Source organism: Bacillus cereus group sp. RP32 (assembly GCF_040459735.1).
GTDB classification, from domain to species: Bacteria; Bacillota; Bacilli; order Bacillales; family Bacillaceae_G; genus Bacillus_A; species Bacillus_A wiedmannii.
On the sequence record NZ_JARVHO010000001.1, the window covers coordinates 2,988,185 to 3,004,836 of the forward strand.

Below are 16,652 nucleotides of genomic sequence, written 5' to 3' on the forward strand. Positions count from 1 at the left end.
TGCCTATCACTCATAAATAGAGTATGGAGCTTACGAATTAACAGATTCTCCGTCTCCATTCTTTTCAATTTCAAGCATATTTTTGTCGTACATTTTAAAGAATGGTAGATAAATAAGGAATGATATTGCTATATTTATTAACACTAATACAACTGCACGCCAATCTCCTCCTGTAGCTAAGTACGCACCAATTGGAGCTGGTAGTGTCCAAGGCGGCATAATATGCGTTGGCGTTACAAATCCCATTGCAGTTGCAGAATAAGCTATAGTAGCTGTTACTAGCGGTGTAATAACGAAAGGAATAATTAAGATTGGATTCAGGACAATTGGTAAACCGAATATAACTGGTTCATTAATATTAAAAATACCAGGCACTATACAAGTTCTCGATAGTGCTTTCGAATATTTTGATCGTCCAAATACAATCATAGCTAACACAAGTCCTAACGTTGCTCCTGAACCACCAATCCAAATAAACCATTGATAAAACGGCTCTGGTGCAATGAATGGAAAATGACTTGCACCACTTGCTACAGCTTCACCGTTCTTCCCTAAATACACATCCCAAAGCGGCCTTGCTACAGTACCTACAACGGATACACCGTGTATCCCGAAAGACCAGAAAAATGTAATTAAAAATACAGGTATAATAACACCAAAGTAACTATCACCAGCTTTAACTAACGGTGCTGCTAATTTATCTACAACGTAATGTACATCCACTTTAAAAACGACAGTAATAAGACTCATAATAATAATAACGAAAGCCGCAGGTATAAGTGCTTCAAACGAACGCGCTACTGATGGTGGTACTTGCTCTGGCATTTTGATCGTTACGTTTTTCTTCTTACAAAACCTTAAAATCTCCACTGATAAAATAGAAACAATCATCGTCACGAATAGTCCATGACCTCCGAGATTTGTCATCGGAAGCATAAATCCTTTTTTATCAATTAATTCAGGCGTTAATGTTAATAGTAATGAACATACTGCAAGCTGTGCCCCTGATAAAGCATCTAGCTTATAACTTTTCGCTAAATTATATCCTATTCCAAATGCTATATATAAAGACATAATAAACATTGTTAAACGATATGGTATTAATATACTCGTTTGATTTTTTAATGCCCAAACTGATATGAAACTATCTTTCGGTAACGGTGGAAATGCTACGATTAAAAAGAAACTTCCTACAATAATAAATGGTAATGCAGAAATAACTCCATCACGGATTGCTTGTAAATGCCTCTGTTCAGAAAGCCTTGCCATCGGTCCAGATAAATTTTTATCAAGAAACGTGACAAACTTATTCATAACGCTTCCCCCTAACTAATTAAATCATTTACAGTTTTTAATAAAGTCGGTCCGCCAAGCGGCGTGTATGCTTGCGGCGGTATAATACCGCACGGGATAGATACCTCTTCTGCAAATTTTTTAACTGAATCAAATCGATGTCTTACTTGAGGTGCAACCATTACAACATCCCAGCCATTCTTCACTTCTTCTTCCACCTCATTTGTTCCAATCGCATGCACTTCCATGTTTACCCCTTTTTTCTCCGCCTCTTTTTTTAAAGCGTTTACAACAATTGCACTGGACATCCCTCCAGAACAAACAAATAAAACCTTCATTTATTAATCCTCCTATACTTATAATTTATCCCCCTTCGAATGAAAGGAAGTTTCACTTTACTAACAAGCATATGAAGAAGTGAAAGAATTTAGTTATGATGAAAGTAAATTTCAATAAAAATATTTTTCCTATTAAATTAATGTTTCAATATTCATTTTTCTCAATTGTAAGAACAACCTCTCCTCGGATATTATATTAGTTAACGATAAAATAGGGAGGCGTATAAATGATCGTTAAACGTTTGTTAATGATATGTTGTATCGTCATCTTTTTTATTCCTTTCTCTTTCATTTCCCCTTACTCTACTTATGCTGAAGTAAATACTACGTACAAAAAACATGAATTACGTGCTGTATGGGTTGCATCTGTTCTTAATATTGATTGGCCCTCAAAAACTGGCTTACCTATCGAAAATCAAAAACAAGAGTTTATTAGATTATTAGACGATGTAAAAAATACCGGTATGAATGCAGTTGTTGTACAAATAAAACCAACCGCTGATGCTTTTTACCCTTCCAATTACGGTCCTTGGTCTGAATACCTTACAGGTACACAAGGAAAAGATCCTGATTACGACCCACTAGCATTTATGATTGAAGAAGCACATAAAAGAAATATAGAATTCCACGCATGGATTAACCCATACCGAATAACGATGAATCACACTGATATAAATCGATTATCAAATAATCACCCTGCAAGACAACATCCTGATTGGGTTGTACCTTATGGCGGGAAGTTATATTACAACCCTGGCATTCCAGCAGTGAAAAAATTTATAACTGAAGGTGTTTTAGAAATTGTACAAAATTACGATATTGACGCACTGCATATGGATGATTATTTTTATCCATATAAAGTAGCGGGTGAACAATTCCCCGATCAAAAAACGTACGAAACATATAATAACGGTAAATTTACAAATATAGAGGATTGGCGCCGTGACAATGTAAATGAACTTGTAAGAGGTTTAAATACTGCTATAAAACAAGAAAAATCATATGTAAAGTTTGGCATTAGTCCTTTCGGCGTATGGCGAAATATAGCTGACGATCCAACTGGCTCTAACACAACTGCAGGTCAAAGAAACTATGATGATCTTTATGCTGATACACGTGAATGGATACAAAAAGGTTACATTGATTACATTACACCGCAAATATATTGGAATATTGGTTTCACACCAGCTGCATATGACATATTAGTAGATTGGTGGGTAAAAGAAACAACTAATAAACCGATTCACTTATACATCGGTCAGGCGGCCTATAAAATTAATAATAATTCTATCCCCGCTTGGTCTGATCCTGAAGAATATCCAAGACAAATTACATTAAACCGGTTATCCCCTGAGATAAAAGGTAGTATGCATTTCAGCTTAAAAGATATTAATAACAATCCACTAGGAGTTAAAGATAGACTCGCAAAAGACGTATATAAACATCCTGCATTAATCCCGCCTATGCCTTGGCTTGATCATGAACCACCAAAACAACCGACTTTAAAAGGAGCCATTCCAAGAGATGAAGGTATTGCTGTCGGTATCATTGATGATAGAGAGAATGACTCTGCTTATTACGCCATTTACCGAGTGAATGGAAAAAATGAAGTGGATATACAAAATCCAAAAAATTTACTTACTACTGTAAGAAAAACAAAACTTGGAGAAATTTATGTAGATAAAACAGCTATTTCTGGAGAAACGTATACGTATGTAGTAACTGCAATTGATCGATTGCATAATGAAAGTGTTGCATCTAGTCATACAACCGTTAAAGCAAAATAACATCTCATAAAAAAGCGCCTTAAAAGCTAAAAACGATAGCTTTAAGGCGCTTTTCATTTATTTATTTTTAAACTTTTCAGTCGCTGCTCTCATCTTCACATTCAAATCGTGATCAATTGAGTCACGAATATCTCGTTCTACTACTTCCATTTCTTTTTTGAAATTTTGCAAGTAGATTTTTAGTTCTTCTTCTTTTTCTGGTCGTTGTGAAGGTGGTAATTGTACGACTAACGACAGCATAGCTGTTAAATCTTTCATTAAGAACGTTTCAAGTTTATGTTGTTGTTCGAACATACGCTGCTCCTGATAATACGGCAAAGCATTTAATACTGAAATTGTAATATCATCAACCGTTCGTTGTAATGAAGGATTTATTGAGCGTTTATACGCTTGAATTGTATTTAATGCATCTGGATATCGATCATAAAAATACAATTTATAAAACGATAAATCTGTCGGTTTTACAGTTTGCTGCGTTTCTTGTCTTAAAAAATCTTTTACTTTCATCGCCGCTACATCAATATCTTCATTAGTAAGCTTTTTCGTTGTTTTTGCCATTACATGTACTTTTTTCTGTTTTTCTTTCGGTAACATCGAGAATACTTGCTCTCTCGTACGTTGACCCGATGCACAGAAAAGAGTGTTTAATGTAAGTTGTTCTTTCTTTCCTTCTGTACGAATCCAACGATAAAAGAGAGGGTGTTGTGTAAATTCTTGTAGAAACGGTAATGATTTATTCGATAACTTATCTAAAGAATCGTGTGCTCTTTTATATGGCTTCGTCCATGAAAAATACAGTTTACGTCCGAAATATACAACTAATACAACGACAGTAAATGCGATTAAAAGCAATGTACCTAATAGTACTAATACGGTTTGAATGAAACTCATTTTTTCACCTCCTCTAAAAGTCTGCTATTTTCTTGGGCGCTGAATGAGTTTTTGTTTCATTTCATCATTAAATGTGTCTAGTTCAATAACAAACTTCTTACTTGACTCGATAATACGTTCTGACGATTTCTCAGAAGCTTCAATTGCAGCGAATACGTTTTGGAATGACTCGCGTAATTTATCCATGCTAATTGCAGGATTTTCAAGCAGTTTTGTTGTTTCTTCTGTATTTTGTTTTAATGCTTGAGAATTGCTTAATACCATTGATTCAATTGCTTCATTTGTCGCATTCACTGCATCAATTGTTTTACGCTGATTTGTTAATGCTAGCTGGATAGCAGCAGAAACTGTTACAACGTTTTGCGTCATCGTAATTGCATTACGAATTGCCTCCGTTAACTTTTCATTATTTTTCTTAATAATGTCTACAGATGCGATAGATTGTAATAAAACACTTTTCGCTTGCTGCATATTACGCGTACGCACTAAAATCTTTTCTAATGCATCGTTAATTAATGGAATATCTCTTTGACGTTCTGGATTTTGTTTCTCAGCTTCCAGCATGCCTGCAAGTTTTTTCCCTAAGTATACTTGCTTATCAAGCGCGTGAATTTTATCGTGCGATTGCTCTTTAAGCATTTCAAGACCAACTGTATCTTCTTGTAAGTTGTCACGACCAATTAAAAGGGATCTTATAATCTCCTCAATTTGCTTATCTATAGATTGGTATTTGTGCACGTATGTTTCAAGTGGATTTTTCTTGAATACTTTAAACATAATTTTCTTCATACCACTTGCTTTTAGTGAATTCGGATCAAGCTCTGATACCACTTTTCGTAATTCTAACAATGTATTTGGAATTTCTTCGTTCTTTCCATTCATCATTGCTGTGACAGGACGTTTTAATGCTGACAACGTTTGTCCTGCTGCTTGTTGCTCTTTATCCCCTAAATCTCCTAGCTGAGACAATACTTTTGATAAATCTGTATTTTGCTCGCTATTTAACTTTTGTACATAAAGATCAGCTTCTTTATTCAGTTCCTCTAATTCTTGATCTTTTATAACTGTATCAACCACTATTTCTACATTATTATCTTTCACAATCGATACAGGTTCTTTTTTCTCGAGTTCAGTCAACAAAATCGCTCCTTTATTTATATGTGCGAATTTATATGCACTATATTTCATCTATTATATCGTATTTCATATTCATTCTGATTGCTTGAAATCGATTTATTTAGAAATGCCTGTTTATGCAGTCATTCCCTGTTTCTTACTATAAGTATACCTGTAATCAACATAATTTTCCTCAGACTTAAGACCTAGAGAACAACATGCTGAAGGCGGATTCTTCGTATGTTACGTTTATAAAGGATGTTCTTCCTATCCCACTGTACTCAATCTTTTGACATACACCCTTTTTCAATGTGATAATTATATTACGCTCAAGTCTATTTCTTCTTGCGCACTACGAATGCTCCATTTTGAAATGCCAATAACACCGTTTCAAACATTTCATCTTCTTCCATCATTTTTCTAAACTCGGCTAATTCACTTGCATGAGAAGTTGCATTATCAACAACAAGAATACCCTTTGGTTGTAAAATGCGTTTTATATGCTCAAGCCACCACATGTATTGCGTACGCTCTGAATCTAGGAAAATAAAATCAAATGAATGATCTAGTTGCGCATCTAAAAATGCCCCTGCTTCTTGATTATGAACATCAATCCTTTGTATTAGGTTTGCCTTTTCAAAATTAACAAGTGCCTCTCCAACCCGCTCTGAAGAAAGCTCTACAGTTGTTACATTTCCATTTGTTTCTTCTACCGCGCTAGCTAACCACAATGTAGAATAACCATTAGAAGTTCCAATTTCTAAAATGCTTTTTGCGCTACACCCTTTTACTAAAATTGATAAAAATTGCCCCATCTCACGAGAAATATTCCGTAATTTTTCTTCCCGTGTTTTTTTGTTTCGATCATGCTCTTCTCCATATTGTTCAAGTTGAAATAATAATGAATCTAACGTATCCATTCTTTTCATCGCCTTTCCAAGCAATATGATGAAAAAGCTCTTGCTGCCCGTCTACTTTCATTATATGCGAAACGAAATCCTTTTTCTCGTTATATGACAAAGATTTGAATTTTTTTATAGCATATTGTTTCCTTTTTTGGTAAAGTTAATTTCTACGTGCAATTATTCCATTCATACTATTTTTAATTCAATTGCAGTTGTTAAATCATATAAACCCCAATTAAATGAATCGGTATTTCAAATTCAATTAAGCGCCCTTTCCGGACGCATTTTCTTTTGTTTATATATTTCTAGAAGAAAGGATGTTTACAATGAACGTGATTAGCTTAGATGCTGCTCGAAAACGAAAACAGCATAAAAAATTAATGATTACTATACCGATTATTTCACGTATTTATGAAGAAGATGGGGAAATTAAATTTGAGGTAGCAGGCGAAAAAGATGTACCTCTTGAAATGTTAGAGAAATAAAAAAAAGACGCACTTCTAAATAAAATGTACCCTATAGAATAGACACTGAAAAAAAGTCTATTCTATAGGGTATTTCTTGTATAATGAGAGAAAATTGGGATCGGAGAAAGTTCAAAATGACAAAAAAGCTATTTACGGAAAGAGACATTCAAATTCTATCAAATAACCCCTACATAAAATCTGTAAGTCAGAAAGGTATCACTTATACAGATGAATTTAAGCGTATTTTTATTGAGGAAAATGAGAAAGGAAAACTACCTCGAAATATTTTTGAAGAATGTGGTTTTGATATAGATATAATTGGAATGAAACGAATTATGTCATCAGGAAGTAGATGGCGTGCTGCTTACAGAAAAAATGGTGTATTTGGTTTGCGAGATACACGCACCGAAAACGCGGGAAGAACTCTTGAGAGAGAGCTTACGTTAGAAGAGAAGTATGCTCGTTTAGAAGCCGAACGGAACTTACTAAAGGCAGAAAATGAATTGTTAAAAAAGATCAAACTTATGGAAGGGAGGATGAGAAGGAAATAACGTTATCACCTAGTCAGAAATATATCCTGATTCGTTCTGTTATCATAAAATATAACTTAAGAAATATGGTGAGTTATTTGTGTAAAGTAGCTGGTGTATCCCGTTCGGGATACTATAATTATTTTTCCATTTCATCTCAAGAACAACGGAAACAAAAGAACAATCAAGATGAAATCGTGAAAGAAATCATATTAAAAGCACTTCGATTTAGAAATCGAAAGAAAGGGGCTCGTCAAATAAAAATGACATTGGTGGGTCATTTTCAAGTTGTCTACAATTTAAAGCGTATCCGTAGAATCATGAAAAAATATGAGATTGTCTGTCCGATTCGGAAAGCAAATCCTTATAAAAGAATGCTGAAAGCTTCAAAAGAACATCGAGTAGTGCCGAATCAATTAAATCGAGAATTTAAACAAAATATCCCAGGAAAAACGCTTCTTACAGATATCACTTATTTAATTTACGGTAAGAATAAAAGAGCTTATTTATCTACAATTTTAGATGGCTCAACCAATGAAATTTTAGCTTACCATGTTTCAGAACAGATGACATTAGACCTCGTAACAACAACTCTTCATAAACTAAAACGGAATAAGAGGATTCCATTGACTGAAGGCGCATATATTCATTCAGATCAAGGAGCCCACTACACAAGCCCTACCTACCAAAAATTAGTCAAAAAGCTAAAGCTCGGACAATCTATGTCAAGAAGAGGGAACTGTTGGGATAACGCTCCACAAGAATCATTTTTTGGTCATCTGAAAGATGAAGCACATATAAAACCTTGCGAGTCTTTTACTGAGTTGAAACAAGAGATTAAGAAATATATGACGTACTATAATCACTATAGATATCAATGGAATTTAAAAAAGATGACTCCTGTTGGATACAGAAATCATCTTCTTGGTGTTGCCTAACTTTTTTCAAAATGTCCTTTACAAAGGGTACAGATTAAAAGAAATGCGTCTTTTTTTATACCGTTACATTTAAGTGCATAAGTTTTTCAGGATTAACCATCATATAAATGTTTGAGATTTTCTCATTCTCAAATGTAAATGAAAGCACATAAGTCACTTTATTATTTACTTTAACAATAACACCTGGGCCTCCATTTACCATCTTATAATCAACATTGTACTCTTCCGGGAACTTCTTCCCAATTCCAAAGAATAAACGTATAATTCTATCTGCAGAATAGATTGGATGGATTGCAGTTGTAGCTTTACCACCACCATCAGCTTTTAATATTGCATCTGTTTTTAATACTTCTAACATGCCTTGCGCATCCCCACACTGCAAAGATGATACAAATTTCTCCACATAGGCAGCCATCTTCTTCGTACTTAATGTTGACTGCTTCGGCTTATCCAAAATACTTTTCCTTGCACGTTGAAAGATTTTTCGGCAGTTCGCACTACTCTTATCTACAATTGAAGCGATTTCTTCGTATTCATAACTGAAAACCTCTCTTAATATGAAAACAGCTCTCTCTACCTCAGACAATTGTTGTAAAAGTAATAAATATGCCGTAGAAATTGATTCTTTCATTACAAATGACTCTGATGGATCATCAACCTCTTCCACAAATGGCTCTGGCAACCACATTCCGACATATACGTTCCGTTTATGTGCTGCCGAACGTAATTTGTCAATTGAGCGATTTGTTACCATTTTACATAAATAGGCTCTCATATTTTCTATAGTTTGAACGTCCTCCATATTATTAAGTGATATAAATACGTCATGGACGATATCTTCAGCATCCATAACACTCCCAAGGATTCTATATGCTAACGAAAATAATAATGATTGATACGTTTCATATAATTGCTCCGTTTCCATGATGAACTGCCTCACTTTCGGATTGCTTTAATATGTGTAACGCTGCACGTTTTCCGCTTGCCACCGCAGCATCAGCTAATATTTCATCATGCCCAGCCCAATCTCCTGCAACATAAACACCTGGCATTCCAGGTATGTTAGGGCCTGGTTTTTCAACACGGTCAATATGAGGAAAATCATATACTACCGTTATTTTCGGTAAATATTGCTGTGCAACAACTTCTCTTTTCCAATTCGGATGTAACAATTCCATCATATTTTCTAACTGTTCTTTCTCTTCTTGAATATCATTCAGTTCTAGTACAGGGTTATGGTATTTAATTAGACTCACTACAATTGATCCATCTTCACTTAATTTAGCTGCTCTCGATTGATTCGTGAAAAATATAGGTTGATCTAATCCCAATGCAAAATGATGTAAAGGATTCGGTAATTGTTTTAAACCAATATCTAATGCTGCCACAGTCATTTGTATAGATTGTTCACACCATTTTTGCAAACTTGTTCCTTCTGCACCTTTTATAATTTTACAAGCCTCTTTCGGTGGAGTTGTTACAATGACTGCACCTGCTTCAAATACTTCATCGTCAAAACATTGTATTCTTTTTTTCCCTTCACAATGCTCTATTTTCAAAACATGCTTTTTAGCCAGAAATTGCACACCACTAGTATTCGCTATTCCTCTTAAATTTGTTATTATCGTCTCCCAACCACCATCTACATAAAGTACTCCTTCTTTCATAGAAAGCTGTATTTGCTTTAGTACAGAAGATGCTAATTGTATTGTAGGAGCATACGTATATGTTGTTGTTCGGCATAATGCATAAAATATATTTCGAACCATTGGATCTTTAATTTCATTTTCTGCCCATGTAGTTAGGCTTATTTTCGGAACTTTTCCTACATCTAAGTTTCCTAAATGAATCATAAGACGAGCGAATTGTACTTTTGCAGACCATGAAAGTAACGGTGTTGATAAAATAGAGCGAAAATCTGTTGGAATGGTATAAATATCCCCTTTCCATATTCCATGTGCTTTTGTAGATGGGATTCCACCTGGAAGATTTACTCCTAGTTCATTAAAAGTTATAAACGCTTCTCCACCTCTATATAAAGCATGTGCACCAAGATTCATACAAATGCCGTTTTTATTTATAGTCATCCCTCGACCGCCGAAGTGACTGGACTTTTCTAATACAATAACTTTCCTTCCAGCTTTCGCTAAATATATAGATGCTGTTAATCCAGCAAGCCCACCACCAACAATTGCTACATCAAAATTTTTCATAATAAAATCCCTCCTTATATGTTCTACATACAAGACGAACGATTAAGGGGGGATGTGACATTCAGTTACACATAATTTATTTCACCTAACCACTTTATTGCAGTATCAACTGTCAAACAGTTACACCTTCTACAAACAAACTTATTTACATAATAATGTTATTTTCTATTCAATTACATGCTGGTGCCAAATTTCACTTTCTTCTTCACTCATTCCTCCAATTATTTTTGAAAAATCTATATTTCTATCAAACGAGTCTTTTAACATAAAAAATTGTTCAAACGTTCCTGTAAATATTTCTAATGAATGCGAACAACAAATCGTTTCAAGGTTATCAATTGTTGCGCCATCTAATTCTAATTCCTTTAGCCCATTCATTTTACCTAATGCCGCTCCATCCTTTACCTTTGTATCTGTCAATTTTATATTTTGAATTGACGCATTGTGTTGAAAACAATTTAAATTAGCAATGATGCTATTTTCAAATTCAATTGTGATTAACTTATTTAAATTTTGCAAAACAAGCAAATCCAATTCACTAACATTCTCTAAACCTAAAATATATAAATGCTTTAAATTATCTACTTTCGAAATCGCATAGAGCTGCTCACGATTTGAAATATGTACAGAAAGCGATTCTAATTTTTGAAACTGCGGTAGCAACGAAAAATCTTGAATACTAGTATGTGTAATATTTAATTTTTTTAATGATGATATTTCTACAAGTTCCGATAAATTATTTATCTTCGTATTCTTTATATTCATTTCTTGTAAATGTTTTAGATGTATGATTGGCGTTAAATCTTGAACCGGATTATTAACTAAATATAACTTCTTTAAAGAATTCATTCGTTCTAATCCTGCTAAATCTCGAATTTCATTTCCGGATAAAATTAGTTCTCTCACTTCTGTACACATTTGTAATGGACTAATATCTACTAACCCTTTTCCACCTAAATATAATCTCTTCTCTCTAATAAACCTGTCTGCTCGTTCAGATGCACCCACTATATATCTCCAATTCTCATCTAAACTATCGTACCAATCATTAACGTTATTTTCAGATTGAAATATAAATTGGGGCTGTAAAACAGGTAATTCAATATTAAATAAAGTGTCTAAAAAATGTATATTATCATTAGCACCATAACTCCAATATAAATAATCTTCCTCTTGATGAATGGTGAAATTTTTATTTTTTAGCGTTTGTAAAATAAATAGTAACAAATCTGAAATTCTATTTGCAATTACATATTTCACTTCTTCATCTCGTCCAAAATTAATAACTTGTCCCACTTTCCCCTTTTCATCCGGATCAACATCTATTCCTAAATTGTTACCGCCATAATCTTTACTAATAGGTATCCAATTTTGATTCACATATCTTTCCTTAATATATTCTGTTGGTATTGAAAATGCATCAAAATTAAAAAAATCATCCTCTTCAATTTTTTTCCACATTCTCCACTCATCCAAAACTTCATCTAACGAGAGAAATGGCAAACCAAAAAACAACCCTGGTCCTGATTTATCCTCACCGTTATGTGCAAGATAAAGATTACGTAATTCATCTGGAAACGCAATTCTCATTTCACTTTCGGCATATTGAATTTCTTCTATTGTTGCAGGTGCATTCAAAAACGGTTGAAAGTAATTTTTTAATTCAACTTCCAACTCTTTTAAAATAGTATGGTTCATTTTCTGCACTCCCCTTGTACTCCAAATTAAAAAAGCGCTATCTTTTACATTAATTGTAATAAATAGCACCTTTTTTCGCAATGAAACTCTTGTAATTATAGTGCATTCAAATGAACATTTTTATCACTTTACAAACCAAGGGCAGCAACGCTTTCACATTTCAATAACTAGACTCATATCCTAAATTCAAATTGCATGAAAATATAAGAAAGGCGGGTAATACAAATGACTTCTAATATCGACTACACTTCCCCCTCAACCAATTTCACCCATGATTTAAATAAAAGTAATTTTTTTAAGAAAGATGCCCAAAATTATATAAACGTACTTGGCATAAAACAATTAAATACTTTAGAAAATACTTCTTTATTAGATATCTATTTAAGTACAGGAAATGTTGTAGAGCCACATATTCATCAAAATGCAGCTGAACTTGTTTACTGTATTTCAGGATCTGCTGTTGTTTCCTTACTTAATCCTTTTACAAACCAAATATTAAACTTACCGATAAAACCAGGGCAAGTTGCCAACATTCCACAAGCGTGGTGGCATTATGAAATTGCTACAGCAGATGGTACTCATTTATTAGCTATTTTCGATGCCCCAACCCCAGAAGTTATTTTTGGTTCTGATATTTTAAGGTTAACCCCCGCTAATATGATGGCTCATACTTACTGTCTCGATGAACAACAATGGAAACAAGCGATATCCCCTATTCACTCCACTACAGTAATTGGTCCTCCAGCAAACTGTAATCAGAACCGCGGCACGATAAACCCTACAATTCAGCCTCCTAATGCACAACAAAATTTATATTACCAAGATTCATATTATTTCCCTCTTTACTGGGGATATTAATTTATATCATAAAAAGGTAATTATTTATCTCCTCGGAAAATACGCAGGAGATTTTTTATTGTATATCTCTATTCCTATTTTTTATCGTAACAATTAATAGAGTACATACATATAATATTTATATATTTAATTGGAGGTGATAGTACTATGAGTAATTATAACTACCGAAAAAACTACTCTCATAATAAAAATAGTAGTTCATCAGCATCCTCTCAGTCTTCGAATTCTCAATCTTCCAATTCCCAATCGCAAAGAGATTTAGCCGATCAAGGCTATGTAAAGAAAAAAGGATGTAACTGTAATAAAAACAAATAGTATATTTCTAATTTGAGAAATGAAATTTCACTAATCACGATAAACCATTTACTCGACTAGTATAGGTTAATGGATGAATTCTATTTTTAACAGAATTCATCTTTTTTTGCTTATGAGGAATTTTTAACGATATAACTTATTCCAGAAGCTATAAAGTGTAAATCATAAATCACAATTTTTTTTGAGTGAATTTTTGATTGATTACTTCTTCCCCAAAAAAATACAGTCCTTCCTAATAAAATGAGGAAGGACTGTATACAAATCAATGTTTAAATTTCAACTAAATAGTGTAACGAATTAGACGATATTTAAACCTGCACTTACAAATCCAGCAACTGCAGCTATTGGACTAGCCGCTGTTAATGAAACATATACCAGTATTTTATCCCCAGCAACTACTGGAACATTATAAGCTTGGATTCCTGTTGCTGTAGTACCAATTGCTGCTACAGCTTGTTTAAATGATGCTGGTACTACTGCAACGGCTTTTCCGACTTTTACGTATTACAACTTACATGTAAACGGCATTCTTCAACCTAGTGTAAACTCCAGTGTTACTACCGGACCTACTGGTGCTATTACAATTCCTGGTGGAGATGCATTAGACGGTGGAATTCCAATCACAATCGAATTTATCGTCACTTAGTGTTATCTACTTTAAAGTAAAACAAAAAGACAGATTCTTTTCATTTAAGAATCTGTCTTTTTAATTAATAATGATAAATTGCAAAATAATTGATGAACCTTGTGATGGTGGTTGATTATCCAATAAAGTTAGCTGACCAGCACTGACCTGATAAAATGGCTGTGGCTGAAGTATTCCATTAATAAACAAATTAATATAGGAAACCTCATCAGGAGGTAATATTTGAGTTATACCATATTGAGCGATCCCATCTGCATCTGTATATATAAGTTTCTCTCCATCTGCAAAAGTGTAAAATAATAAATTAGTTGTTGTTATGGGACCAATAACTCCAGTTGGACCCGTTGCCCCTGTTAAGCCAGTCGGGCCTGTTACTCCCGGTGATCCCGTTAAACCGGTCGGGCCTGTTACTCCCGGTAATCCCGTTAAACCGGTCGGGCCTGTTACTCCCGGTGATCCCGTTAAACCAGTCGCACCTGTTACTCCCGGTGACCCCGTTAAACCAGTTGGACCTGTTACTCCCGGTGATCCCGTTAAACCGGTCGGGCCTGTTACTCCCGGTGACCCCGTTAAACCAGTTGGGCCTGTTACTCCCGGTGACCCCGTTAAACCAGTTGGACCTGTTACTCCCGGTGATCCCGTTAAACCAGTCGCACCTGTTACTCCCGGTGACCCCGTTAAACCAGTTGGACCTGTTACTCCCGGTGATCCTGTTAAACCAGTTGGACCCGTCGGACCGGTCATTCCCGTTGGAATATAAATTGGGGGAGTAACTGGAAACGTAGGTCCAATGTTTTCAGGTTCTATCATAGCTTTATTTATTGATAATTTATTATCTCGCTTCACTTTAATACCTCGTTCCACATTTTTGTTTACTACTTAACAAAATAATACATCTATCATTTTAGAAGAATTCCATAACTACTTTTTTCATTCTCAAATGATTTTTACATATAGTAAACTTTTTACCGTTGCTATAACTAGTAGTATTAATATAATAAAATGATAGTTCCATTTCAAAATACTAAATCGGTTACGTTCTAATTTAAAAATGAGGTGATTTATATTCAAGATAAGAATGAAAAAATGAAAAAAGAACTATTATCACTGGCTCTTAAAATTATTCTTCCATACAGACTGACAGGTCCTACTGGGCCCACAGGTAATACCGGTCCTACAGGCATTACTGGACCCATTATTACAACAAACTCTATGTTCGCTAATAATACATTAAGTGGTCCCATCTCAGTCATATTAGGTGGAACTAATATTCCACTTTCTAATAACCAAAGTCTCGGTAATTTTACAGTGAACGCTACAAATGATATATATACAATTCCTGTTACTGGAAGATATTATTTAACCTATCAAATTAATACAACAACTTCTCTACTTGCTGGTACAAGGCTACTATTAAACTCTTCGACTCCACTTCCCGGATCTATTTTTTCATCCGCAATATCAACTTCAAACTATAATAATAATTTAATAACCAATTTAATTGCTGGTAATACAATTTCACTTCAACTATTCGGAGTATTATCCGTAGTTAATTTAGTTGGAGGTGGTTCAACTGGTGCCTCTTTAACAATTATACGAATTGATTAAAAAATGATTCGTTCTTTTTTATAATAATCATTCTTAAATGGTCAAATAGAAAAGATTACGTAATTAAAGCTAATATTCTTTCAATAACTAAACGATAGTGATTAAGCAATAAAAAACATTTTGCACTATATTAATAGTAGAAAATATCTATACTAAATTTTCCGTATATACATTATCAATTTACACTTCTCCCTGCCAATGTTACATTGAATAAGAAGACAGTTTCCCAAAATGCGAACCATCTCAAAACGTATTTGAGAAACATACTCCAATCCTATACGCGAGAGCAATACTATGTCGACACTCAAACGAGTGTCTTTTTTATGAATTTTAAAAAATAAAACCATCTCTTATAGATGGTTTATCAACACACATTTCTTTATATTCTTGATGCAATTGTAAGTTTATGCAGCTGGATAATAAATGGTCATACTTAACCGAGTTAGCGTACTTCCGGAATTATGATAAGAGTGCGGTCTATCCGCCTTAAAGCAAATTGAATCTCCGCTATTTAATGTATATTGACAATCATTTATTTCAATTATCAATTCCCCTTCAAACACCGTTATAAATTCTTCGGTTCCTTCTTTATGGCCTTCCGAACTTAATTTTCCTTCTGTTTCAATTTCAACCGTATAGATTTCAAAGTTCCTATCATCTTGAAAAGGAAAAGAAGGATACACTTTATATCTCCCATTGTCTTCTGATAATACTTGAACATCATTTCGTAAAACAACTTTCGTATCTGGTTGCGGATTATTGATTAAAGAAGTAAAAGACACTTTCAAACCATTAGCAATTTTCCATATCGTTGTTAATGTTGGACTTGACTCCCCTCGTTCAATTTGTCCAATCATCGTTTTACTCACACCTGTTAATTGCGAGACCTTTTCCAAACTCATTTTTTCTTTCTCTCGTATTGTTTTTAAATTTTTCGCCAAAATAAGTTGAATTTCTTCCATAAGAAACACCCCTACACTATATACAATATAACGACCGTTATGTATAATAAAGAGCACACGTTATATTGTTCTTTTCGGTCATTATAA

At 34.0% G+C, this 16,652-nt stretch carries 16 protein-coding genes; 6 read left to right on the forward strand and 10 right to left on the reverse strand.

The window, feature by feature from the left end:
- Positions 1-30: 30 nt before the first annotated feature.
- Both QCI46_RS15310 and QCI46_RS15315 read right to left on the reverse strand, forming a co-directional pair.
- Positions 31-1,314 carry a PTS sugar transporter subunit IIC gene (locus QCI46_RS15310; RefSeq protein WP_048524829.1) on the reverse strand — a complete coding sequence of 428 codons (1,284 nt, stop codon included), beginning with the start codon at positions 1,312-1,314 and terminating at the stop codon, positions 31-33.
- Between the two features lie 11 nt (positions 1,315-1,325).
- The gene (locus tag QCI46_RS15315; protein WP_097840994.1) at positions 1,326-1,631 is read right to left on the reverse strand and encodes a PTS sugar transporter subunit IIB; all 306 of its coding nucleotides are present in this window, start codon (positions 1,629-1,631) and stop codon (positions 1,326-1,328) included.
- 227 nt (positions 1,632-1,858) lie between these two features.
- Here QCI46_RS15315 and QCI46_RS15320 point away from each other — a divergent pair, with 227 nt between their 5' ends.
- On the forward strand, positions 1,859-3,418 hold the full coding sequence (locus tag QCI46_RS15320) for a glycoside hydrolase family 10-like protein (RefSeq protein ID WP_353840754.1): 1,560 nt from the start codon (positions 1,859-1,861) through the stop codon (positions 3,416-3,418).
- A 57-nt stretch (positions 3,419-3,475) separates the two neighbouring features.
- Here the strand turns inward: QCI46_RS15320 and QCI46_RS15325 are convergent, their stop codons facing one another.
- The 3 genes from QCI46_RS15325 to QCI46_RS15335 form a co-directional block, all read right to left on the reverse strand.
- Complete coding sequence (locus QCI46_RS15325) at positions 3,476-4,309, reverse strand: DUF3974 domain-containing protein (protein ID WP_353840755.1); 834 nt, start codon at positions 4,307-4,309, stop codon at positions 3,476-3,478.
- A gap of 24 nt (positions 4,310-4,333) precedes the next feature.
- Positions 4,334-5,446 carry a toxic anion resistance protein gene (locus QCI46_RS15330; RefSeq protein WP_353840756.1) on the reverse strand — a complete coding sequence of 371 codons (1,113 nt, stop codon included), beginning with the start codon at positions 5,444-5,446 and terminating at the stop codon, positions 4,334-4,336.
- 314 nt (positions 5,447-5,760) lie between these two features.
- Positions 5,761-6,354, reverse strand: coding sequence for an O-methyltransferase (locus QCI46_RS15335; protein WP_353840757.1), 594 nt, complete (start codon positions 6,352-6,354; stop codon positions 5,761-5,763).
- 302 nt (positions 6,355-6,656) lie between these two features.
- On the opposite strand from QCI46_RS15335, the gene QCI46_RS15340 reads away from it, so the two are divergent.
- Together QCI46_RS15340 and QCI46_RS15345 are read left to right on the forward strand one after the other, a co-directional pair.
- Positions 6,657-6,815: a hypothetical protein gene (locus QCI46_RS15340; RefSeq protein WP_001100983.1), complete on the forward strand. Its 159-nt coding sequence runs from the start codon at positions 6,657-6,659 to the stop codon at positions 6,813-6,815.
- A gap of 116 nt (positions 6,816-6,931) precedes the next feature.
- Positions 6,932-8,265 (forward strand): IS3 family transposase gene (locus QCI46_RS15345; RefSeq protein WP_353840072.1). Its coding sequence is split into 2 segments (ribosomal slippage): positions 6,932-7,319 and positions 7,319-8,265, totalling 1,335 coding nucleotides; the frame shifts between segments, so codons are not numbered across the junction.
- 55 nt (positions 8,266-8,320) lie between these two features.
- Here QCI46_RS15345 and QCI46_RS15350 read toward each other — a convergent pair.
- From QCI46_RS15350 to QCI46_RS15360, 3 genes are all read right to left on the reverse strand, one after another.
- Positions 8,321-9,190: a sigma-70 family RNA polymerase sigma factor gene (locus QCI46_RS15350; protein ID WP_353840758.1), complete on the reverse strand. Its 870-nt coding sequence runs from the start codon at positions 9,188-9,190 to the stop codon at positions 8,321-8,323.
- Complete coding sequence (locus QCI46_RS15355; protein ID WP_353840759.1) at positions 9,168-10,478, reverse strand: phytoene desaturase family protein; 1,311 nt, start codon at positions 10,476-10,478, stop codon at positions 9,168-9,170. Before QCI46_RS15355 ends, QCI46_RS15350 begins: the two co-directional genes overlap by 23 nt.
- Positions 10,479-10,643: 165 nt before the next feature.
- Entirely contained in the window at positions 10,644-12,176 is a 1,533-nt protein-coding gene (locus tag QCI46_RS15360) for an SMI1/KNR4 family protein (protein ID WP_353840760.1), read from the reverse strand.
- Between the two features lie 225 nt (positions 12,177-12,401).
- Here QCI46_RS15360 and QCI46_RS15365 point away from each other — a divergent pair, with 225 nt between their 5' ends.
- Together QCI46_RS15365 and QCI46_RS15370 are read left to right on the forward strand one after the other, a co-directional pair.
- The gene (locus QCI46_RS15365) at positions 12,402-13,034 is read left to right on the forward strand and encodes a cupin domain-containing protein (protein ID WP_353840761.1); all 633 of its coding nucleotides are present in this window, start codon (positions 12,402-12,404) and stop codon (positions 13,032-13,034) included.
- Between the two features lie 733 nt (positions 13,035-13,767).
- Positions 13,768-13,995, forward strand: coding sequence for a DUF4183 domain-containing protein (locus QCI46_RS15370; RefSeq protein WP_412677834.1), 228 nt, complete (start codon positions 13,768-13,770; stop codon positions 13,993-13,995).
- Positions 13,996-14,055: 60 nt separating this feature from the next.
- Here QCI46_RS15370 and QCI46_RS15375 read toward each other — a convergent pair whose 3' ends face one another.
- Positions 14,056-14,841, reverse strand: coding sequence for a DUF4183 domain-containing protein (locus QCI46_RS15375; RefSeq protein WP_353840762.1), 786 nt, complete (start codon positions 14,839-14,841; stop codon positions 14,056-14,058).
- 210 nt (positions 14,842-15,051) lie between these two features.
- Between QCI46_RS15375 and QCI46_RS15380 the strand changes: the two genes are divergently transcribed.
- A complete protein-coding gene (locus QCI46_RS15380) occupies positions 15,052-15,603 on the forward strand; it encodes a BclA C-terminal domain-containing protein (RefSeq protein WP_353840763.1) in 552 nt (183 codons plus the stop codon).
- A gap of 404 nt (positions 15,604-16,007) precedes the next feature.
- On the opposite strand, the gene QCI46_RS15385 is transcribed toward QCI46_RS15380, so the two are convergent.
- Positions 16,008-16,622, reverse strand: a complete 615-nt coding sequence (locus QCI46_RS15385) for a helix-turn-helix domain-containing protein (RefSeq protein WP_327960796.1) — start codon at positions 16,620-16,622, stop codon at positions 16,008-16,010.
- Positions 16,623-16,652: the final 30 nt, after the last annotated feature.

Coding starts and splice junctions, on each gene's coding strand:
- QCI46_RS15355 (WP_353840759.1), bottom strand. CDS start 10,478: ATGAAAAATTTTGATGTAGCAATTGTTGGTGGTGGGCTTGCTGGATTA.
- QCI46_RS15340 (WP_001100983.1), top strand. CDS start 6,657: ATGAACGTGATTAGCTTAGATGCTGCTCGAAAACGAAAACAGCATAAA.
- QCI46_RS15335 (WP_353840757.1), bottom strand. CDS start 6,354: ATGAAAAGAATGGATACGTTAGATTCATTATTATTTCAACTTGAACAA.
- QCI46_RS15325 (WP_353840755.1), bottom strand. CDS start 4,309: ATGAGTTTCATTCAAACCGTATTAGTACTATTAGGTACATTGCTTTTA.
- QCI46_RS15365 (WP_353840761.1), top strand. CDS start 12,402: ATGACTTCTAATATCGACTACACTTCCCCCTCAACCAATTTCACCCAT.
- QCI46_RS15310 (WP_048524829.1), bottom strand. CDS start 1,314: ATGAATAAGTTTGTCACGTTTCTTGATAAAAATTTATCTGGACCGATG.
- QCI46_RS15320 (WP_353840754.1), top strand. CDS start 1,859: ATGATCGTTAAACGTTTGTTAATGATATGTTGTATCGTCATCTTTTTT.
- QCI46_RS15360 (WP_353840760.1), bottom strand. CDS start 12,176: ATGAACCATACTATTTTAAAAGAGTTGGAAGTTGAATTAAAAAATTAC.
- QCI46_RS15350 (WP_353840758.1), bottom strand. CDS start 9,190: ATGGAAACGGAGCAATTATATGAAACGTATCAATCATTATTATTTTCG.
- QCI46_RS15315 (WP_097840994.1), bottom strand. CDS start 1,631: ATGAAGGTTTTATTTGTTTGTTCTGGAGGGATGTCCAGTGCAATTGTT.